Origin of the sequence: Corynebacterium glyciniphilum AJ 3170 (assembly GCF_007673095.1) — a bacterium.
GTDB lineage: Bacteria > Actinomycetota > Actinomycetes > Mycobacteriales > Mycobacteriaceae > Corynebacterium.
Map to the genome: position 1 here is coordinate 107,654 of NZ_VDYZ01000008.1, position 20,202 is coordinate 127,855.

Annotated in this window: 17 protein-coding genes; 5 read left to right on the forward strand and 12 right to left on the reverse strand. The window is 63.9% G+C overall.

Annotated features, from left to right (window positions below; genetic code table 11):
• The first annotated feature begins 90 nt into the window (after positions 1 to 90).
• Positions 91 to 750 carry a flavin reductase family protein gene (locus FS507_RS09355; protein WP_145942510.1) on the forward strand — a complete coding sequence of 220 codons (660 nt, stop codon included), beginning with the start codon at positions 91 to 93 and terminating at the stop codon, positions 748 to 750.
• 25 nt (positions 751 to 775) lie between these two features.
• Here the strand turns inward: FS507_RS09355 and FS507_RS09360 are convergent, their stop codons facing one another.
• The 4 genes from FS507_RS09360 to gabT form a co-directional block, all read right to left on the reverse strand.
• Positions 776 to 1,291: a MarR family winged helix-turn-helix transcriptional regulator gene (locus FS507_RS09360; RefSeq protein WP_145942511.1), complete on the reverse strand. Its 516-nt coding sequence runs from the start codon at positions 1,289 to 1,291 to the stop codon at positions 776 to 778.
• Positions 1,288 to 1,653 (reverse strand): RidA family protein, encoded by a 366-nt coding sequence (locus FS507_RS09365; RefSeq protein ID WP_145942512.1) that lies wholly within the window; start codon positions 1,651 to 1,653, stop codon positions 1,288 to 1,290. The genes FS507_RS09360 and FS507_RS09365 overlap by 4 nt, the downstream gene beginning before the upstream one ends.
• A 309-nt stretch (positions 1,654 to 1,962) precedes the next feature.
• Complete coding sequence (locus FS507_RS09370) at positions 1,963 to 3,426, reverse strand: NAD-dependent succinate-semialdehyde dehydrogenase (RefSeq protein ID WP_145942513.1); 1,464 nt, start codon at positions 3,424 to 3,426, stop codon at positions 1,963 to 1,965.
• 27 nt (positions 3,427 to 3,453) lie between these two features.
• Positions 3,454 to 4,794 (reverse strand): 4-aminobutyrate--2-oxoglutarate transaminase, encoded by a 1,341-nt coding sequence (gabT, locus tag FS507_RS09375; protein WP_145942514.1) that lies wholly within the window; start codon positions 4,792 to 4,794, stop codon positions 3,454 to 3,456.
• A 114-nt stretch (positions 4,795 to 4,908) separates the two neighbouring features.
• On the opposite strand from gabT, the gene FS507_RS09380 reads away from it, so the two are divergent.
• Positions 4,909 to 6,435, forward strand: coding sequence for a PucR family transcriptional regulator (locus FS507_RS09380; RefSeq protein WP_145942515.1), 1,527 nt, complete (start codon positions 4,909 to 4,911; stop codon positions 6,433 to 6,435).
• A 49-nt stretch (positions 6,436 to 6,484) separates the two neighbouring features.
• Here the strand turns inward: FS507_RS09380 and FS507_RS09385 are convergent, their stop codons facing one another.
• The 7 genes from FS507_RS09385 to FS507_RS09415 all read right to left on the reverse strand — a co-directional run bounded on the left by FS507_RS09385 (position 6,485) and on the right by FS507_RS09415 (position 15,693).
• A complete protein-coding gene (locus FS507_RS09385; RefSeq protein WP_145942516.1) occupies positions 6,485 to 8,215 on the reverse strand; it encodes a thiamine pyrophosphate-binding protein in 1,731 nt (576 codons plus the stop codon).
• Between the two features lie 185 nt (positions 8,216 to 8,400).
• On the reverse strand, positions 8,401 to 9,810 hold the full coding sequence (locus FS507_RS09390) for an NAD(P)/FAD-dependent oxidoreductase (protein WP_145942517.1): 1,410 nt from the start codon (positions 9,808 to 9,810) through the stop codon (positions 8,401 to 8,403).
• 32 nt (positions 9,811 to 9,842) lie between these two features.
• Positions 9,843 to 10,703 carry an ABC transporter permease gene (locus tag FS507_RS09395; RefSeq protein ID WP_145942518.1) on the reverse strand — a complete coding sequence of 287 codons (861 nt, stop codon included), beginning with the start codon at positions 10,701 to 10,703 and terminating at the stop codon, positions 9,843 to 9,845.
• A 3-nt stretch (positions 10,704 to 10,706) separates the two neighbouring features.
• Entirely contained in the window at positions 10,707 to 11,636 is a 930-nt protein-coding gene (locus tag FS507_RS09400; RefSeq protein WP_145942519.1) for an ABC transporter permease, read from the reverse strand.
• Positions 11,637 to 11,658: 22 nt separating this feature from the next.
• A complete protein-coding gene (locus FS507_RS09405; RefSeq protein ID WP_145942520.1) occupies positions 11,659 to 12,813 on the reverse strand; it encodes a polyamine ABC transporter substrate-binding protein in 1,155 nt (384 codons plus the stop codon).
• A 1-nt stretch (position 12,814) separates the two neighbouring features.
• Positions 12,815 to 13,909 (reverse strand): ABC transporter ATP-binding protein, encoded by a 1,095-nt coding sequence (locus FS507_RS09410; protein WP_440130345.1) that lies wholly within the window; start codon positions 13,907 to 13,909, stop codon positions 12,815 to 12,817.
• Between the two features lie 74 nt (positions 13,910 to 13,983).
• Positions 13,984 to 15,693, reverse strand: a complete 1,710-nt coding sequence (locus tag FS507_RS09415) for an amidohydrolase (protein ID WP_260853270.1) — start codon at positions 15,691 to 15,693, stop codon at positions 13,984 to 13,986.
• A 182-nt stretch (positions 15,694 to 15,875) separates the two neighbouring features.
• Between FS507_RS09415 and FS507_RS09420 the strand changes: the two genes are divergently transcribed.
• Both FS507_RS09420 and FS507_RS09425 read left to right on the forward strand, forming a co-directional pair.
• Complete coding sequence (locus FS507_RS09420; protein WP_145942523.1) at positions 15,876 to 16,355, forward strand: Lrp/AsnC family transcriptional regulator; 480 nt, start codon at positions 15,876 to 15,878, stop codon at positions 16,353 to 16,355.
• Positions 16,352 to 17,728, forward strand: a complete 1,377-nt coding sequence (locus FS507_RS09425) for an aspartate aminotransferase family protein (RefSeq protein ID WP_145942524.1) — start codon at positions 16,352 to 16,354, stop codon at positions 17,726 to 17,728. The genes FS507_RS09420 and FS507_RS09425 overlap by 4 nt, the downstream gene beginning before the upstream one ends.
• A 25-nt stretch (positions 17,729 to 17,753) precedes the next feature.
• Here FS507_RS09425 and FS507_RS09430 read toward each other — a convergent pair whose 3' ends face one another.
• Entirely contained in the window at positions 17,754 to 18,467 is a 714-nt protein-coding gene (locus FS507_RS09430) for a TetR/AcrR family transcriptional regulator (RefSeq protein ID WP_222121406.1), read from the reverse strand.
• Positions 18,468 to 18,714: 247 nt separating this feature from the next.
• Here FS507_RS09430 and FS507_RS09435 point away from each other — a divergent pair, with 247 nt between their 5' ends.
• Entirely contained in the window at positions 18,715 to 20,199 is a 1,485-nt protein-coding gene (locus FS507_RS09435; RefSeq protein WP_145942525.1) for a flavin monoamine oxidase family protein, read from the forward strand.
• Positions 20,200 to 20,202 lie beyond the last annotated feature (3 nt).

The following is a 20,202-nucleotide window of genomic DNA, read 5'->3' on the forward strand; positions in this document are numbered from 1 at the left end:
GAATGCGACTGTCGGTATACGTAAACTCCGCTGGCACCGTTGCTCAGTGCAGGTACCAGGTGTCCAGCGTCGACGACGAAAGCACAGGCGATGACAGGCAGCTCGACCGATGCGGTCCGCGGCACCCATTTTTATGAACCAGGTTCCGACAGCGGGCTCCCCCACTCACCTTTCAACGCGATCATCGCGCCGCGGCCGATCGGCTGGATTTCCAGCCAGTCGACCGACGGAGTCCTCAACCTTGCGCCGTTCAGCTTCTTCAACGCTTTCAACTACGAACCGCCGATCATCGGCTTCGCGAGCAACGGCCCCAAAGACACTCTCGCCAATGCGGAAACCACGGGGGAGTTTTGCTGGAACCTCGTGACGGACGCTCTTGCCTCGGCGATGAACATCACCTCGGCACCAGTTCTTCCGGAAGTCGACGAATTCACACTGTCCGGGCTGACGCCCTGCACCTCACGAATCGTAGGTGCACCCCACGTCGCCGAGTCCCCTGTCGTCTTCGAATGCCGGACCACACAGGTCATCCCCCTCCAGACTCTGACCGGCGCAGTCACGGAGACCCGCGTAGTCTTCGGCGAAGTTGTCGGCATCCACATCGCCCGGGAGCTGCTCGTCGACGGAATCTACCAGACAGCGCTGGCAAAACCCGTCCTACGGGCGGGCGGACCGGGTGACTACTTCGGTCTCGACAGTGAGCAGAAGTTCACGATGCAGCGCCCAGACGATCATAGGACGACCACATAGGCCAGGGGTGAAAAGTTCAGCCCGACTACTCGTCCCCGTCACCGTCAAGCGACGCAAAGAGCTTACGAAGCAGTTCGGCCAGATGTTCGCGGTCTACGTCGTCCAGCCCCTCAAGCAGTTCCGCCTCCCTGGCGAAATGCCGGCGGGACACCCGCGCAATCAGTTCCTCGCCCGACTCCGTGAGTCGCACACTCACAGCTCGGCGGTCCTTACGCCCGCGTATCCTTTCCACGAGCCCCGCGTCCTCGAGCCGATTGAGCCTCAGGGAAACCCCACCGGACGTGACCAACGCCTGTTCGGACAGTTGCGACGGCGTGAGAGAAGCCCCCTTACCTGCTCTCTTCAGCGACGCCAGGACATCAAAGCCAGCCTGATTGATGCCGTACTCTTCGAACGTCTCACTGATGATGTGGCTGTAAAGCAGGTAGGTCCGGTGCAGACGGCCGAATACTTCGAGAGGACTGACGTCGAGGCCGGGGTCGACAGCACCCCACTGGTCGACAATGTGGTCGACATAGTCCACTGCCCCCTCAGTCTTCATTCGCCGCCTTCCGATGTCACGGCAATTGCATCAATCTCGACGGAGGCGCCGTAAGGAAGTCTGGAGACCTCAAGGAAGGTCCTGGCAGCCCCAGTGGCAGCAAAGTTCTCGCGGAACTGCTGGTTGGCCTCTTCCCGGAGCGACAGGTCAGTGACGTAATAGGTCAGTTTCACGACATCATCAGGGCGCCCACCAGCAGTGGCCAATCGCTCCGTCATACGCCGCAGCGCAGCGTCCAGCGACTCTCTGCGACCAGGAACTGGACGGTAGTCAGCATCGACTGACAATGCCCCGGACACGTAGATGTGATCGCCCGCCCGTTTCGCGGGGCTGTACGGGTGGTCGGTGGACACGTCAGACATGGCTACTCTCTCCGTCAGGTGATGGTCGCAAAGTATCTTAGCGAATAAACGCTTAGTGAGCAATATTTCTTCGTCCCTAACCGATGAGACTCCACCGTTCACCAGGCACGAGAACGGGCCCGGGGGCCGTGAGTCACGGTCGAACTCACAGCCCCCGGGCCCGGTTTTGCGCCGACGCGGCGCTGGCATCGCTGGCGCCGCTGGCATCGGCAAGGGGCGGTTTCCGAGTCTTACGGCGCCGAGTCGGCGAACCCAGCGTCAGCAGACTCGGAAAAAGCCGGCGTCGGTCGCGCACGCCCCGCGCCGACCTCAGTTCAGCGCGATGTACCGCGCCTCCAGGTACTCCTCGATGCCCTCACTGCCGCCTTCCCGTCCGAAACCGGACTGCTTCACGCCGCCGAATGGCGCCGCGGCATCGGAGATCGCACCACGGTTGATGCCGACCATGCCGGCTTCGAGGTTCGCGGCCAGGTACTGGGCGTTCTCCAGGGAGCTGGCGAAACCGTAGGCAGCCAGGCCGAACTCGGTGTCGTTGGCCATCGCCACCCCCTCCTCGAGGGTGTCGAAGGTGGTGACCGTGGCGACGGGGCCGAAGATCTCCTCGCGGAGGATCCGGGCGTCCTTCGGGACGTCCTTGAGGACGGTCGCCGGGTAGAAGTGGCCCGGGCCGTCCGGCACCTCGCCACCGGTGGTGACCGTCGCCCCGGCCTCGACGGCCTCGGAGACGAGTTCGGCGATTCCGTCACGCTGCTTGGCGGTGATCATCGGGCCGAGGGTGGTGCCCTCGTCCATGCCGTGCCCCATCGTGACCTGCGACATCGACTCGGTCAACCGCTGCGTGAACTCCTCGGCGACGGACGCGTCGACGAGGAACCGGTTCGCGGCGATGCAGGCCTCGCCACCGTTGCGCATCTTCGCCGCCATCGCCCCGGACAGGGCGAGGTCGAGGTCAGCATCGGCGGCGATGACGAAGGGCGCGTTACCGCCGAGCTCCATCGAGGTACGCAGCAGCTGGTCGGCGGACTGGCGGACCAGGGTCGCCCCGACCGGCGTGGAGCCGGTGAAGGTCACCTTGCGCAGTCGGTCATCGGCCATCAGCGTCTCGGAGATTGCACCGGAGTGGGTCGACGGAACGATGGTGACCAGGCCGGAGAGGTCCCCGAACTCGTCACTGACCTCGTCGAGCGCCTGCCGGATGACCTCGCCGACGAGGATCATCGTCAGCGGGGTCTCCTTCGCCGGCTTGACCACCACAGGGCACCCTGCAGCCAGGGCCGGGGCGATCTTGCGGGTGGCCATCGCCAGCGGGAAGTTCCACGGGGTGATCGCGAGAACCGGGCCCACCGGGTGCTTGGAGACGAGGATGTGTCCGTTGCCGGCGGGTGCCTGGGTGAACCGTCCCGGGATGCGGACAGCTTCCCCGGCGAACCACCGGAAGTAGCTGTTGCCGTAGGTGACCTCACCGCGGGCCTCGGCGAGGGGCTTGCCCATCTCCAGGGTCATGGTGGTGGCGAAGTCTTCGGCGCGCTCGTTGATGATGTCGAAGACGCGTGTGATGACGTCCGACCGACGCTGCGGGGGGACGTTCTCCCAGATCTTCTGGGCATCCACGGCCCGGCCGAGGGCGTCGAGCGCGTCGTCGGCAGAACGGTCAGGCACGGTGACGAGCACCTCGCCGGTGGCGGGATCCTCGACATCGAAGGTGCTGTCGACCTCGCCCACCTGGGCGGCGAGCAGGTCGGTCAGGTCGGACGGGAGTGTGCGGTTGGTCATGGCGGTTGTTCCTCCTGTTTCTCTCGTCTACTTGCCTACACCGTTATCGCGAATCGCGTCGGCGAGTACACCGAGACCATCCCTGAGCAGGTCTTCAGTGATCACCAGCGGCGGGAGCAGCCGGACGACGTTGCCGTCCATTCCGCAGGTCAGGATGAGCACGCCCTGCTTCTTGCAGGCGTCGGCCACGGCCTTGGTGGTCGCGGCGTCCGGACGCCCGTCGGCGTCGGTGAACTCGAGGGCGATCATCGCTCCTCGCCCCCGGACCTCGGCGAGCCCGGTCTCGGCGCCGACCAGTGGTTCAAGGACCTCGCGGACGATCGTCTCGATCTCCCGTGCCCGACTGTTCAGGTCGAGGGCCTCCATCTGGTCGAGGGCCGCGAGCGCTGCGGCACAGGCGACGGGGTTGCCGCCGTAGGTGCCACCGAGCCCACCGGGGTGCGGCGCGTCCATGATCTCGGCGCGGCCGACGACGGCCGACAGCGGCATGCCGCCTGCCACACCCTTGGCGACGGTGACCAGGTCGGGGACGACGTTCTCGTGGTCGGAGGCGAACCAGTCACCGGTGCGGCAGAGGCCGGCCTGGATCTCGTCAGCCACGAAGACCACTCCGTTGTCGCGGCACCATTCCGCGATAGCCGGGAGAAAGCCTTCGGCGGGATCGATGAACCCGCCTTCGCCCTGGATCGGCTCGATGACGACGCACGCCAGGTTGGATGCACCGGCCTGCTGCTCGAGGGTGGTGATGGCACGCTCGGCGGCTTCCTGTCCGGACAGTCCGTCGCGCAGCGGGTAGGACACCGGTGCGCGGTAGACCTCGGAGGCGAAAGGACCGAAACCGGACTTGTAGGGCATGTTCTTGGCGGTCATGGCCAGTGTCAGGTTGGTACGTCCGTGGTACGCGCGGTCGAAGACGGCGACGCCGTTACGTCCGGTGTAGCTGCGGGCGATCTTCACGGCGTTCTCCACTGCCTCAGAACCCGAGTTGAACAGCGCGGCACGTTTGTCATGGTCGCCCGGGGTGATCTCCGCGAGCTTCTCGGCGACGCGGATGTAGGACTCGTAGGGTGAGATCATGAAGCAGGTGTGGGTGAAGTGTGAGGCCGCGTCGCTGACTGCGTCGACCACTGCCTGGTTGGACGCTCCGACGGAGGTCACGGCGATACCTGAGGCGAAGTCGACGAAGGAGTTCCCGTCGGCGTCGACCAGCACTCCGCCGTCAGCATCGACGACGTAGTGGGGGAGGTTCGGAGTGACCCCCCGGGGGACGGCGGCGTCGCGTCGCGCGGCCAGGGCCGTACTCTCCGGGCCGGGGCCGGAGGTGACGAGTGTGCGTTCCTGCGGGAGGCGGTAGCTGAGGTCCTTCATCGGAAGCTCCTTCACGTTCTTCTCGGGGGTGTTGAGGCCATTATGCGGCGGACCATGGCCGCGGCGACACCGACATTACGGCGAATCTGCAGATCTGAAATGTACAGTTGGGCCATGGACGACGACATCCCCCTGCGCTGGCTCCGGGCCCAGCGCGCACTGGACTTACGGCCGATTGTTGGTACAGGTGATCCAGAGGCGGTCTTCTCGGTCATCCAGCCGACCGAGCTGGTCGACCCCCGGGAGTTCCTGCAGCCCCGGGCGGTGGTGCTGACTGTCGGCGTGGCGCTCGCCCGGGAGACCTCGTCCCGGCCGACAGACGATGAGCCGGACGACGATCCGTTCCCCGCCTACGTCGACCGTCTCGCCCAGGCCGAGGTGACTGCCATCGGTTTCGGGACCGGACTGTTCTTCCCCACGGTCCCGGACTCCCTGGTCCAGGCGGCGCGGCGGCGCGGTATCGCGGTGTTCGAGATCCCGCGTCACACGGCGTTCATCTCGATCCTCAACACCGTGACGGAGGAGCGCGCCCGCCGCAGCCGCCGCGAACAGGAGGGGCTGGTTGTCGCCCAGGAGAAGCTGAGCGCCGCCGCCGTACGTGGCGGTCTCGACGAACTCCTGACGACCGCCGCCCGCCAGCTGGACGCCGCCGTGGCCGTCACAGACAGTGACGGCCGACTGCACGGGAGCCACGACCGTACGGGGCGGTCGGCGGTGGCCGTCGCCCGTGAACAACGCGCCAGTGGTGCCGACGATTCAGGCGGACTGTGGCGGATCACCCAGCGCATGACCCCGCAGGGATCCCGGTTCCATCTCATCACCATGGTCGCCGACCATCCGTTCAGTCCACACGACAGGTCGGTGATCAAGCATGCTGCCGGTCTCGCGGACATCCTGCTCCAGCGTCCTGCGTACCTGCGCCGCAGCCGCACCGGGCTGAACTCCCTGGCTCTCCAGCTGTTGCTGGGGTTGGACGGCGGGAATCAGTCGATGGGACGGGTGCTTGATGAAGCATCGGACGGCGAAGGGCTGGTCCGCCCGACGGTCGTGGCGACGGACCGCCGCGCCGACCTGGACCGGGCCGTCACCGCAGCGGACCGGGCGGCGTCCCGCACCGGCCGCCACCTCTTCGTCACTGACCTGCCGGGCACGTCCCTGGATACCGCGAGTGCGCTGTTCCTGTTCCGGGGGACGCGGGCGGTGGACGCCATCGCAGCAGCGTTCGGCGACAGTGCGTCCCGGTTACGTATCGCGGTCGGGGAACCCATGACCTGGAACAGTGTGACCCTGGAGCGTGTGCAGCGGTTGGAGACAGCCGCACGGGCGCTGACGCCGGGGACCCACGTCGGTCCGTACGAGGCGGGGACGGACTGGCTGGAGCAGCCGGACGTCCGGGCCGCACTGGACCAGCGGGCCGCGGAGACCATCGACCGGCTGGCCTCGGCCGAGGACGGGCTGCAGGCCACGCTGGCGACCTGGCTGCGTAGCGGGTGCCGGGTGGCCACAACCGCAGAGGTTCTGGGGGTCCACCGGCATACGGTGCGGTCACGCCTGGACCGTATCGCGACGATCTGCGAAGTGGACCTGGACGACCCGGTCGTCCGCGCCGAGCTGCTGCTGGTGTCGGTGACGCGTCGGTGAGCGGTCCGGCTTATGAGGCATCGCCCGTGATGCGACAGTGAAGCGCGGCCTACCGCCCGGCGTCGAGCCGGTCAAGGTGTGTCGGAGCGAAGAGATCAAGTACTGCGGGCAGGACGATGACGTGAGGCTCCCTGGTCGCCAATGCCCGGGCAACGGCGTGAGGCGCGTCCTCCATCGTCGTTGTCTCTGCAGCTACACCGAATGACTCTGCCAGACGTACGTAGTCTGGCCGGGTCAATTCCGTTGCCGTGGCTGCGCCGAAGGCATCCTCCATGTATTCGCGGAGGATCCCGTAACCACCGTCGTCGACGATAAGCCAGACAACGGGAAGTTTCTCCTGGGCGGCAACCGCCAGTTCGGCGATGCCGTAGAGTGCGCCTCCGTCCCCTGAGACTGCAAGAACGGACGAGGATTCGCCGGCCTGCCGGTGTCCGAACGCAGCCCCGAGTGCGGCAGGTAGTGCGTAGCCCAGTCCCCCCGCTCCCTGGGCAGAGGCGAACTCGTCATCACGGACATCCCATGCCGACCATGCCCAGTAGGCCAGAACCGTCATATCCCAGAAGACCCGTGTGTTGTCGGGGACGGCATCACGGAGACCGGAGATCAACGTCCGTTCCTTGTCCAGCCCTTGACCGGAGAGCCGGGCAGACACCGTCTCCAACAACGCAGTGATCCGTCGGACCGCGATGTCGCGTCGTCGGCCGTCAGAGGTGCGCCCCCGTGCATCGAGCAGGTCGTCAAGCAGTGCCAGGGTCACGCGTGCATCAGCGTGGATGCCGATACCCGCGTGGTTGGAGCCGAGCTTACCGAGATCAGCCTCGACCTGGATGACCGTTCCATGAGGCGCGAGGGTGTGGTAGTTGCTGGACAGCTCACCGACGCCGCTGCCGACAATAAGTAGGACATCTGCATCCTCGAGGAACTCCGTCGTTGCGATGTCCTCGATCCAGGACCGCGCTGATAGAGGGTGCTCCCACGGTAGGGCGCTTTTCCCACCGACTGTGGTGACCACCGGCGCGTCGAGACGCTCCGCCAGGGCGGCAAGTTCGTTCTCCGCCCCTGCCCGGACGACGCCTCCGCCTGCGTAAATGACGGGACGCTCAGCTCCATCCAGGACGGTAGCGGCGTACTCGACGATTTCCGTGACAGGGCTGGGCGGCTCAGCTGTGGCGCGTTCCGCGACGTCTCTACCGGTGATCGGGGGAACGGCTGCGTCAGCGTCTTCCAGAAGGATGTCCTGCGAGACCTCGACCAGCACCGGCCCATTCGGAGCAGTGTCCGCGATCCGCCACGCGTCCGCGAGGGCCGTCGGAATCTGGCTGATGGACCGCACTGTGACGACGTGTTTGACCACCCCACGGAACGAGTCCGACTGCATCGGCAGTTCATGCAGATAGCCGTGCCTTCCTCCACCGAGTCCCGCCACAGGAACCTGCGCGCTGAGGGCGAGAACCGGAATCGACGATGCTGCAGCCTCCTGGAGTGCGGCGAGCGAGGTCAGGGCCCCGGGGCCGGTGGACAACAGCAAGGGCGCTACAGTGCCCGAGACCCGGGCAAACCCGTCCGCCATGAATCCGGCGTTGTTTTCGATCCTCGCTCCGAGATACGGGAGCTCGGAGCGGCGCAGTGCGTCGAAGAGGCCGAGTGCGTGCTGACCCGGCAGCCCGACGACGCCACGGGCCCCGAGTGACGCCAGCGTCTCGAGCACCACGTCCCCGCCGATGCGGCGACCCGGGCGGGTGCTGGTCTGGTCCGGTTGGTCGGTCGATCCATCTGTCATGATTCCTCCACTGGGACGTTTCGCTTGTGCGGCACTCCTTGGACGAGCGTGCCCTCCGTGTGAGATACAGGGACTGTGACGCTGCGGGTCCCAGGCTAACGTGGCATCACCTGCGCATCCTGGGTAGAGGCCTCGACGCCTCCATAATCTTCCTCGGGGCATGCGTCGATGTCAGGTCGCCCCCCTCAGCTGTCGAATCCCATCTTCAGCCGGTCCATCACCTTGAGGAACAGCCCGCGTCTCCCTTCGTTCTCATCGGCGCGAATCAACGCCTTCGTCATCATCTGAACACCCAGCCACGCTGCAGGCTCCGGCGGGAAAGGCTTCGGCATCTTACGCACCATGTCCAGCTGCGTCAGCTCAGTAGGCTGTCCTCCGAGCAGATCGAGCATCACCCGCCCTGCGAATCGGGATGCACCGACACCAAGGCCGGTGAACCCGGCGGTGTAAGCCACGCGCCCGCCGTAGCCGGTCGTGAAGAAAGGGAAGAACCGTGAGCAGGTGTCGATCGCTCCGCCCCATTTGTGGGTGAAGATCACTCCCCCGTCGACACCGTCCGCGGACTCCCCGTCGAGCTGCGGAAACATCTCGTAGAACTGGCGGGCCAGTGTCTCAAAAGTCTCGGGGCGCTGGTCGTACTTCGGTAGGACGCGCTTGCCGAAGTGATACACCGCATCCCATCCACCCCAGAGGATGCGGTTGTCAGCAGTGAGACGGAAATAGTGGAAACGATTGGTCACATCGTCGAGGCCTTCCCGGTGACGCCACCCGATAGCATCCATCTGTGCATCGGTGAGCGGCTCAGTCATCAGCGCATAGTCGTATACCGGAACGGTATGGAACGTGGTCTTCTTCAGCAGTGTCGGGAAGACATTGGTCGCGAGTGCTATGCGGTGCGCAGTGACAGACCCCTGATCGGTGTCGACGATCATGCCATCCGTATCCTGCCTCAGGTCCCGAACCAGGGAGTGCTCGTGGATCCGCACTCCTCGCTCCAGCAGAACCCGACGTAGCTCCCAGCATAGTTTCGCCGGATTGATCATGGCGTTGTTGCGTTCATCGAGTAGGCCACCGAGCGCGCCGGCAGGACGGATGTGATCACGGAGCTCCTCGGCGTCAAGCCAGCGGTAGCCATTGCCCGGGTCGTGCTCCGCTTCGAGTTCCCTGACCTGCCACGGTTCGAATGCGATGGAAAGCTCGCCGGTGCGCTCGAAGTCGCAGTCGAGACCGAGACGCTCGACGGTCTCCTGGATTCCGTCGAGGTTACGCAGCCCGAGTTCAGCGAGCCGGTCATTCTCGTCAGGCAGGTGGTGTGCGCCGTTGTCGTAGCCGTGAGTGAGGCTGGCGGAGCAGAATCCACCGTTACGTCCGGACGCGGCCCAACCAATCTCGGTGCCTTCGAGCAGGACGATACTGCGGTCGGGATCGTCTTCGACGGCCTGCAGGGCCGTCCACAGGCCCGTGAATCCGCCACCGACTATGACGAGATCGGCGGTGGTGTGCCCGCGCAACGCGGGCTGCGGGTCGGGACGTTCCGGGTTGTCCAGCCAGTACGGCGTGGTGGAGGCGTCCCTGAGTGCGTCGGCGATGTTCATTGTGTTCCTTTCGACGTCGGGTCAGCTGCAGGTCAGCTGCCTGCCATGGTCTTGACGATGCCGGATGCGGATTCGCCGGTCTTCTTGAGCACCAGTCCCACCATCGCCAACGCGAACAGGGTGAGGACCAACATGATCGTGGACATCGCCGCCACTTCGGGACGCAGTGCCACGCGGACGGAGGCGAAGATGTACACCGGCCAGGGGGTGTAGCCAGGCTGTTGGACGAAACTGGACAGGATGGTGTTGTCGAGGCTCAGGGTGAATGCCATCAGCGCACCGGCGAAGATGCCGGGGGCTGCGATGGGCAGGGTTATGTCGCGGAACCGGTGCCAGGCGTTTGCTCCGAGGTCTGCACCTGCTTCCTCCAATGCCTTGTCTACGGTGCCCATCCTGGCACGGATGATGAAAGTCACTACCGCAAGTGAAAACATGGCGTGGCTGATGATCAGCCGGACAAGGCCGTTGTTGGCCGGGCCGAACCCGAAGTCGACTCCAAGGGTGACGAACCATGGGAGGAAGGAAATGCCGTCGACAATCTCCGGGGTTATCAGGGTGAGCGCAAGCAACCCGGTGAGCCCTGCGGCCCACCACGAACCCTTCTTCGCCCGTGCCAGTGCGACACCGCCGACAGTACCGAGGACGGTGGCAAGCAATGCGGAACCGACGGCGGCCTGGAGACTTGTGATCACCGAGTTGACGATGACGTCGTTGTTGACGGCGTCAATATAGGCGCTGAATCCGAAACCCTGCCAGCTGGACAGGATACGTCCGGTATTGAACGAGTAGACGACTATGACAAGGATCGGGGTGAACAGGAACAGGAAGACCAGAACTCCCCACACGTGGAAGATGGTGTTGGTCAGCGTGCGGCGATTGCGTCGGACGGCCATGGCTCAAACTCCTTCTTGTGTGGCGGGAACGCAGGACGGCTCCCCCAGATCAATGCGCGTCACCCGGTCTGTGATGCGCCGGATGATCCACATCCCCAGCCCGACGATGACGATGACGAGCATGGTCGCCAGGATCAGCACTACTGCCATCGCAGAGCCCAGAGCCCAGTTCTGGGCGGTATTGAACTGGTTGGCGATAACCTGCCCGATCATGGAGCCGCTGGCTCCTCCGAGCACGGTCGACGTCACGTAGTCACCGGTCAGCGGTACGAATACAAGCAGACAGCCGCTCACGATTCCGGGCATGGCCAACGGCAGGGTCACAGTGAAGAACGTCATGATTCTGCCTGCACCGAGATCGTGGCCTGCCTCGCGCAGCGCAGGGCCTGCAGTGTCGATGGCAACGAACAGCGGCATGATCATCAGTGGCAGGTAGTTGTAAACCACACCGATCTGCACGGCGATGCGGGTGTAGAGAATATCGAGCGGGCTTCCGGTCAGGTTCATATTGGTCAGTGCCTCAGAAAGAAAACCCTCAGGGGACAGGATGACCTGCCAGCCCAGGGTCCGGACCAGGAAATTCGTCCAGAAAGGAACCATCACCAAGGCCAGCATCAGTCCCCGCCACTTCGCAGGGACCTTCACCGCCAGCCAGTAGGCGAAAGGTACGGAAATCAACAGACACAGGAGCGTGCCGAGGATCGAGATCTGGAGGGTGGCGCCGAAAGTGGACAGGAAGGTCCCGGTCAGCGCCTCGCCGAAACGACCGAAGGACAGGTCGTCCATGGAGACGGTGGTGAATTCGTCCGGCTTGGAGCCGAAACTGTATGCCAGCACCATGACTACCGGAATAATGAAGAAGAACACGGCGTAAGCCCATGTGGGGAAGGCCAGCGCGCCGGGGCCCATGATCCGTGCAGCGAGTTTTCTCATCAGTTCGTCCTCTCAGTTATCGCTACACGCCACTGCGGGCCTGAGCGTCGGTCATGATGCGGGTGCGCTGCTGCATTCCCCGGTATTCGGAGGCCGTCAGCCGGTCGAGTACATCCTGCCCCGGGAAGATGAGGTCAGGGCGCTCAAATTCGGCTTCTACCGCGTCGTCAAGGAAGAGCTTCGACCCGGTGGGATAACCGATATAGTCGGTTTCGGCAGGGGCTTGTTCAGGCGCGATGATCCAGTCGATGAAACGGTGAGCAGCGTCAGGGTGAGGTGCGGCGGTTGCGATGCACCAGTTGTCGGTCCACAGGTTGGCGGTAGGTGTAGGGAACACGAACCCCCACCGGTCAGGATCCGAGGCATCGAGTATGCCCTGACGGGCATCACCGTTGAACGCCTGCATGAGGCTGAACGCCCCCTGACTCATGGCGGTAGCTGCGTTGCCGACGTAAGCGCGTACATGTGGGGCGAGCTCATCGACAACGATGTCGCGGGCTCTGGCAAGATCGGCCGCATCTTCGGTGTTCATATCGATACCGAGGTGTCCGAGAGCGACAGAGGAAACCTCCCAGGCATCCTCGAGCAGCGAGGTCCTTCCAGACGCTTCCCCGGTGGCAAGGGCGAGGAAGTCGCTCCAGCTGCGGTACGTGCCGGTGTGCACGGTTCTGTCATAGACGAACCCGGTGGTGCCCCATGCCTTCGTCACTGAGTACCTGTTTCCCCTGTCGTAGCTGAGGTCCATGAAGTTCGCGTCCATGGTGGAGATATTGGGGATCAGTGAATGGTCGAGAGGCTGTATGAGCTGATGGTCAACCATCTGGGGGATCATCAGACCCGTCGGCACCACGATGTCGTAGCCGGAGGTCCCCCGGGACGCTGCAATCTTCGCGATCATCTCCTCATTGGAGCCGAACGCATCCGCCTGAATGACAGTGCCGAACTCGTCTTTGAACTGCTGAAACAACGCCGGGTCATCGTAGTCGCCCCAGGAGTAGATGTTGAGCCGGTCCTCCAGTGAACCATCTGGAGCGACGTTGGACGCGACTTTCCCGGACCCCTGCCCGCAGCCGGTGAGCAGGGCGGCACCGGAGACCGCCATGCCTATCAGGACGCTACGGCGCGTGAGTTTCGCGACGGTTGCCGGGCCGCCAAGGATGCGGACATCGGAATCCATGTCACTCCTCCGATCCCACAGCGAAGACCTGCACGGAGGAGACGGGCCAGGTGATTCTGGCGATGTCCCCTTCGTGGACATCTGGGGCATCGACGCTGGAGACACGGACGAGCATTTCGTGCCCGTCTGACGCCTGGACGAGGTACTGAACGACATCGCCGAGGAAGGATTCCCCGAGGACCGTCACCGCTCCACTGTTGGGGTCAGGACCGGCAGCTGGCACCGTTCCGGGAGGTGTAGGTGTGATGCTGATGGCCTCAGGTCGGATAGCTACCTGGACCTCGTCGCCGACGGAAAAGTCCTTGGCCTGCCCCACAGGGGCTTCAATGTGGATACGGTTATTCGACATTCGGATGAGATCATCAATGGCGTCGATGCGGACGTCGTAGAAATTCTGTCGACCGATGAAGCCGGCGACAAAGGCATTGGCGGGGCTGCCGTAGATCTCCTCTGATTCGCCGAGCTGTTGGACGACACCGTTGTAGAGAACAACGATGCGGTCGCTCATCGCCAACGCCTCTTCCTGATCATGGGTGACAAAGATAAAGGTCAGGCCGAGCTCGGTATGCAGGCGGATCAGCTCCAACTGCATCTCTTCGCGCAGTTTACGGTCCAGCGCGCTCATCGGCTCGTCGAGCAACAGGACCCGCGGACGGTTGACCAGGGCTCGGGCCAGAGCGACACGCTGTTGCTGACCGCCGGAGAGCATGTCAGGACGACGCTCAGCGAAACCGTCCATGCGCACCATCTCCAACGCTTCACGGACGCGCGGACCGATGTCCTTCTTCGGCACTTTGGCGCGCTTGAGCCCGTAGGCGACATTCTCGGCGACACTCATGTGGGGGAAGAGTGCATAAGACTGGAAGACGGTGTTGACTGGGCGCTTATGCGCCGGAAGGCTGGTCAGGTCCTCGCCGTCGAGCAGGATCTCGCCACCCGAGGGTTCCTCGAATCCGGCGATCATGCGCAGTAGCGTGGTCTTGCCACAACCGGACGGGCCGAGGAGGGCGAGGAACTCGCCATCGCGGACGTCGAGGTCGAGTTGTTTGATTGCCGCGTGCTCGCCGTAGGACTTCTTCAGCCCACGCAGGGTGATGCGGCCACCGGCAGACTCAGCTGAGTCTGCTGCTAGAGGTGACGCGACGCGGTCGGCGGGGGTGGTTGGTGTAGTCACTGCGGGTCCTCTCGAACGTAGACAATGCGGCCTGCGGCCACGGTGAGGGTGTTGCTGATCTCGGAAATGCGCTCGGCGGAGACCGCTCCGGGGCCGACCGGGGCGGCCGACGCGAGCGCCAGGTCCGCAGGGGCCCCAAGGATGAGCCGTCCCGCTGTACGTGTACGCGCCAGCCGGGCGGAGCCAGTGGTGTAGGCCCGGAGGCACGTCATCACGTCAAGCGCCTGGTCAGGTAGCAGGGGTTCGTGGCGTGCTCCGGTGGGGTGGGTGCGGTTGACTGCGACATGGATCGCTTGCCAGGGATCAGGAGTACTCACCGGCCAGTCAGAGCCCATGGCTAGCTGAGTACCTGCGGCAGCGAAGTCGGCGAAGGGATACATCCAGCCGGAGCGTTTCTCGCCGAGCACGGGAAGATTGAGGTCAATGAGCTGCTCGTCGTAGTGAGCCCACAGGGCCTGGAGGTTGGCGGTGACCCCGAGAGCCGCCATGCGGGGCACGTCGGCGGGGTCGACAACCTGCAGATGGGCGATGTGGTGGCGCTCGTCGTCCTCAGCAGCGAGCGTTATGCCCTGCGAGGCTTCGAAAGCGTCAAGCGCGCCGTGCACGGCAGCATCGCCGATGGCGTGGCAGTGGATGTCGAATCCGGCACCACGCAGTTCACGGAACGACGCGGCGAGGTGCTCCGGGGTGAAGTAGTGCGTGCCGTGGTTCCCACCGCCTGTCATCCGTTCACAAGGGCAGTTTCCCTGTGCTGTGGAGGGTTCAAGATAAGGCTCGGTAACTGCAGCGGTGAGGGATTCGACGATGCCGTCGAGCATGAACTTCACGTTCGTGGTGCGGAACTGCGGGCCGTCGACAGCCATCGTTTTCAGCCGGGCAGCTTCGTCCGCAGGCACGTCGATATCGCGCCGCCACCACAGGGAAGCGGTAACTTCACAGGTCAGCACCCCGTCCTCCACGGCATCGATATACGCCTGGTAGGTGTCGCCGTGACCGAGGTAATCGCCGACGATGGCATCGATGTAGCCGGTCACACCGACCTCGTGCAGTCGGCGCTGTCCTTCGAGGATACCGGCGCGAAGTTCCTCCGGAGTTTCCTTCGGTATCAGGGCTCCGACAAGATCCACGGCAGACTCATGCAGCGTGCCGGTGGGCTCACCGTCAGCATCACGGTCGATCACCCCACCGGACGGATCGAGGGTGGAGGCATCGATACCGGCACGGGTGAGTGCAGCAGAATTGACCCAACTGGAGTGGTGGTCAGCGCTGATCAACTGAATCGGTCGGTTCGTACCGGTTTCAGCGCAGAGTTCGTCGAGCAGGCTGGCGTGCGGTGCGCCACCTGGGAAGTCGCTCATCGACCAGCCCCCGCCCGTGAGCCAGTCGACAGATCCTGGCTCGGTGATGAGCGCGCGGCGGATACGGGCGAGGGCGCCGTCCACGGTGTCACAGTCACTGAGGTCCAGCGACAGTGTCTCGATACCTGCGAAGACCGGATGGACGTGAGCGTCTACGAAACCGGGGGTGACAAGCCCTCCGTGGGCATCGATGATCTCCGATCCCTCGAGCAGGTCGGAGTTCACACCGACCCTGAGGTCGGTGAGCACTCCGTCCTGCACGACAACGGTGTCAGCGTCGAGAACATCATGGCCGTCGAAGATCACCGCATTGACAATGGTGAATGAGTCGGTTCCAGCGAGGTACACATACACTCCCGAATACGATCGTGGCGTCGGTGGTTTTGACGAGCGTACTACATAGTAGTGGTGAAAAACACAGGTTCTCGGTTGTTGATCAACCTTTAACAACCGAAATCGCATAGAAACACCAGCACAACAACGAATCCGGTACGCTGGCGTCAGTCGGGACCTAGTCAAGGAGATGACAGATGAACGACGGACCTCCACGGATCGCCAGCGAGAACCTCAACCTCGACAGTAAGTCGAAACGGATCATCGAGGAGCTCCAGCACGACGGACGACGGACCTACTCGGAGATCGGAAAGGCCGTCGGCCTGTCCGAAGCAGCCGTGCGCCAGCGCGTCGCAAAACTCATTGATTCCGGTGCGATGCAGATTGTCGCGGTCACCGATCCTCGTCAGCTCGGCTTCGCTCGCCAAGCGATGATCGGCGTCAGGGTTACCGGCGCAATCACTCCGGTGGCTGATGTGATCGCCGAACTGCCCACCGCCGACTACGTCGTCGTCACCGCGGGTGTGTACGACATCCTCGCTGAAGTCGTCTGCTCCGATGATTCCGAACTCCTTGATGTCCTGAACACCATCCGCGCCATTCCTGGCGTGCGAGAGACCGAAACCATGACCTACCTCGACCTGAGGAACCAGAAGTACAACTGGGGTACACGATGACAGATCAGACCACACGCACACAGAACGCTCTGCGCGACCACTTGTGGATGCACATGGCAGATCACAGCCACCTCTACCGGGGCGGCACTACACCGGTGATCACCCGCGGCGAAGGCCACCACATCTACGACGACACCGGGCGTAGGATCTTCGACGGCCTAGCCGGGCTCTTCGTCGTCCAGGCTGGACACGGTCGCGAAGAGATCGCGCAGACAGCCTACGAACAGACGAAGAAGCTCGGCTTCATGCCGCTGTGGTCCTATGCCCACGAACCAGCCGTCGAGCTCTCCGAACGTCTCGCCGGCTACGCCCCCGGAGACCTTAATCGAGTGTTTTTCACGTCCGGCGGTGGCGACTCCGTGGAGTCCGCGTTCAAGCTGGCGAAGAACTACTTCCGGCTGATGGGAAAACCCGGAAAGCACAAGGTCATCTCCCGCGCAGTCGCCTATCACGGCACACCACACGGTGCACTGACTGTGACCAGCCTGCCGGGTCTACGCAATCAGTTTGAACCCCTGGTCCCCGGTGGACTGAAGGTTCCGAACACGAACTTCTACCGTGCCGACGAACGGTTCGACGGCGACGAGAAAGCGTTCGGGCTCTGGGCCGCCGACCGGATCGCAGAGGCGATCGAGTTCGAAGGCCCTGACTCTGTGGCAGCGGTATTCCTCGAACCGGTGCAGAACTCAGGCGGCTGCTTCCCTCCGCCACCAGGCTACTTCAAACGTGTCCGCGAGATCTGCGATCAGTACGACGTCCTGCTGGTTTCTGATGAAACAATCTGTGCATTCGGTCGGATCGGCGACATGTTCGCCTGCAACGACTTCGGCTACATCCCCGATATCATCACCTGTGCCAAAGGACTGACCAGTGGATATGCGCCACTGGGAGCGATGATTGCCTCTGACCGTCTCTTCGAACCCTTCGGACACGGCGGCGAAATTTTCTCCCACGGCTACACATTCGGCGGCCACCCCGTCGCCTGCGCCGTGGCGATGACCAATCTTGACATCTTCGAACGTGAAGGGCTCAACGACCGTGTCCATGAGAACGCCCCGGCGTTCCGTCGCACCCTGGAGAAGCTGCTCGATCTTCCGATCGTCGGCGATGTGCGCGGCGAAGGTTACTTCTACGGCATCGAGCTGGTCAAGGACAAGGCCACCAAGGAGACCTTCAGCGATGAGGAGAGCGAGCGCATCCTCAAGGGCTTCGTCACCGGTAAACTCTGGGAGGAGGGCCTGTACTGCCGAGCAGATGACCGGGGCGACCCTGTCATCCAACTCTCCCCTCCCCTGACCATCGGCCAGCTCGAGTTCGACGAGATTGAGTCAATTCTTCGGTCGGTCCTCACACGAGCATCCGAACTGATGTGACGAAGTAGTATTCCCGGAGCTGGCGTCACAGCCCCACCAACGCCGCCACCCGGTCCACCAGTGCCTGCAGCCCCCATTCGAAGGGATCGTCGGCGTAGGGGTTCGCTGCGCCGGACGGGGCGTCCGTGACCCGCGCAGTGAACGCCTCCACCGCTGCCTGGAACGTCGGCGCATCCGACTCCTCCGGCGCTGAGGAGAAGATCTCCGTCGGAGCGTTGGCATCCATCGCCGAGCCGTACAGGAACGACTCGAAGGAGACGATCACGGTCACGACCTGTGCACGCGGGACACCCGCCGCGACCAGCCCGGCCGACACCGTCTCGTACATCCGCCGGGTCGCAGGGGCACCGGAGACCGGCATCGTGGCGATAAGAGGTACGAGCTCCGGGTACGCCGCAAAGACGTCCCGGTACGACCGCCCCCAGGACCACAGCGCGACCGGCAACGCCCCGGCAGGGCTCTGCGCATCGACGAGCTTCCCGAGTGCGGACGCATCCACCCGGGACATCACCGCGTCCTCCACCAGCAGCAACAGGTCCGCTTTGTTGGCGATGTGATTGTAGAGGGCGGAGACCGACACCCCCAGACGATCCGCCAGGCGTTTCATCGTGAGACGCCCCTGCCCCTCCTCGGTGACAAGGATCAGTGCGGCGTCGGCGATCCGCTCACGGTCGAGCACCGGAGCCGTCGGCCGTCCTGCACGCCGTCCCGTCCTGTGGTCCGTTCGACTCTCCGTCACAACTATCCCGGCCTCTCCAACCGCCGTATCCGCTGCCTCCGAGACAACTGGACGCGAATGTCACAAATAATTTACATGAGTGGCACCAATCACATCAGTGCAGGTCGTGCATGTCTCCAGTGAATCACAAGCGTCCCCCGCTCCGTCACACCGCGATATTTTCTCGGCCGAAACCTGGCGTTCCCGCCGCCATGGATGTACGGTCACCGTAAACGAATGTGGTTCATTTAACAAGGAGGACACAAACATGACCACCACCACTCACGACCGTGACGTTGTCGTCATCGGCGCAGGTCCAGCCGGCCTCACCGCCGCCTACACCCTGGCCAAGGCCGGCAAGTCCGTCACCGTCCTCGAGGCCCGCGACCGCGTCGGCGGACGCACCTGGAACGGGACCGCCGTCGACGGCAACGGCAATCCGCACTTCATCGAGATCGGCGGACAGTGGATCTCCCCCGACCAGACACGGCTGATCGAGATGGTCGACGAACTCGGCCTCGAGACCTACCAGCGTTACCGCGAGGGCAAGTCCGTCTACGTCTCACCGGACGGCTCCCGTCACACCTACGAAGGTGACCGCCTCCCCTGCTCGGCCGAGACCGAAGCCGAGATGAACAAACTCATCGCCCTGATGGATGATCTCGCCGACGAGGTCGGGGCCGAAACCCCCTGGGCCGCAGAACGGGCCGCCGAACTCGACACCGTCCCCTTCCGCGACTGGCTCTCCCAGCACAGCGACGACCAGGAGGCCATCGACAATGTGTCGATCTACGTCGCCTCCGGCATGCTGACCAAACCGTCCTACGCGTTCTCCACGCTGCAGGCCGTTCTGATGGCCGCCTCCGCCGGATCCTTCTCCAATCTGGTGGATGAGGATTTCATCCTCGACAAGCGCGTGGTCGGCGGCATGCAGTCCGTCTCGCTCACCCTCGCCGACAAGATCCGTGAACTTGGCGGTGACATCATCCTCTCTTCTCCGGTGCGGGAACTCACCTGGGCCGACGTCGACCCGACGACCGCCGACGAGGCGAACGGGATCCCCGCGGACGTCCGTAACGGCGTCCCGGACAACGGTGCCCCCGGAGCTGTCACTGCCGTGTCCGACAGCGTCACCGTGCATGCCAGGAACGTAGTGCTGGCTGTCCCCCCGAACCTCTACAACCGCATCCAGTTCGTCCCCCCGATGCCCCGGGAGCAGCACATCGCGCACCAGCACATTTCCATGGGCCTGGTGATCAAGATCCACGCGGTCTACGAAACCCCCTTCTGGCGCGACAAGGGCCTCTCCGGCACGTCCTTCGGTGGCGGACGCCTGGTCCAGGAGGTCTACGACAACACCAACGTCCAATGGCAGAACGGACAGCCTGTCGAGGACGCCAACGGCACCCTGGTCGGTTTCATCTCCGACGTCTACGCGGAGAAGATGTGGGCACTGCCCGAGGCCGAGCGTAAGGAGGCCATCCTCTCCGCGATGGCTGACTACCTCGGCCAGGAGACCATGAATCCCATCGCCTTCTACCTGTCTGACATGGCCGCCGAGGAGTGGACCCGGGGCGCCTACGCCACCAGCTACGACCTGGGCGGGCTCCACCGGTGGGGCCATCTGCAGAATCAGCCGACCGGCCCGATCCACTACGCGTGCTCCGACATCGCCGCCGAGGGTTACCAGCATGTCGACGGCGCTGTCCGTCAGGGCGAGGCCGTGGCCAACACCATCATCGAGGGGCTCTGAGCC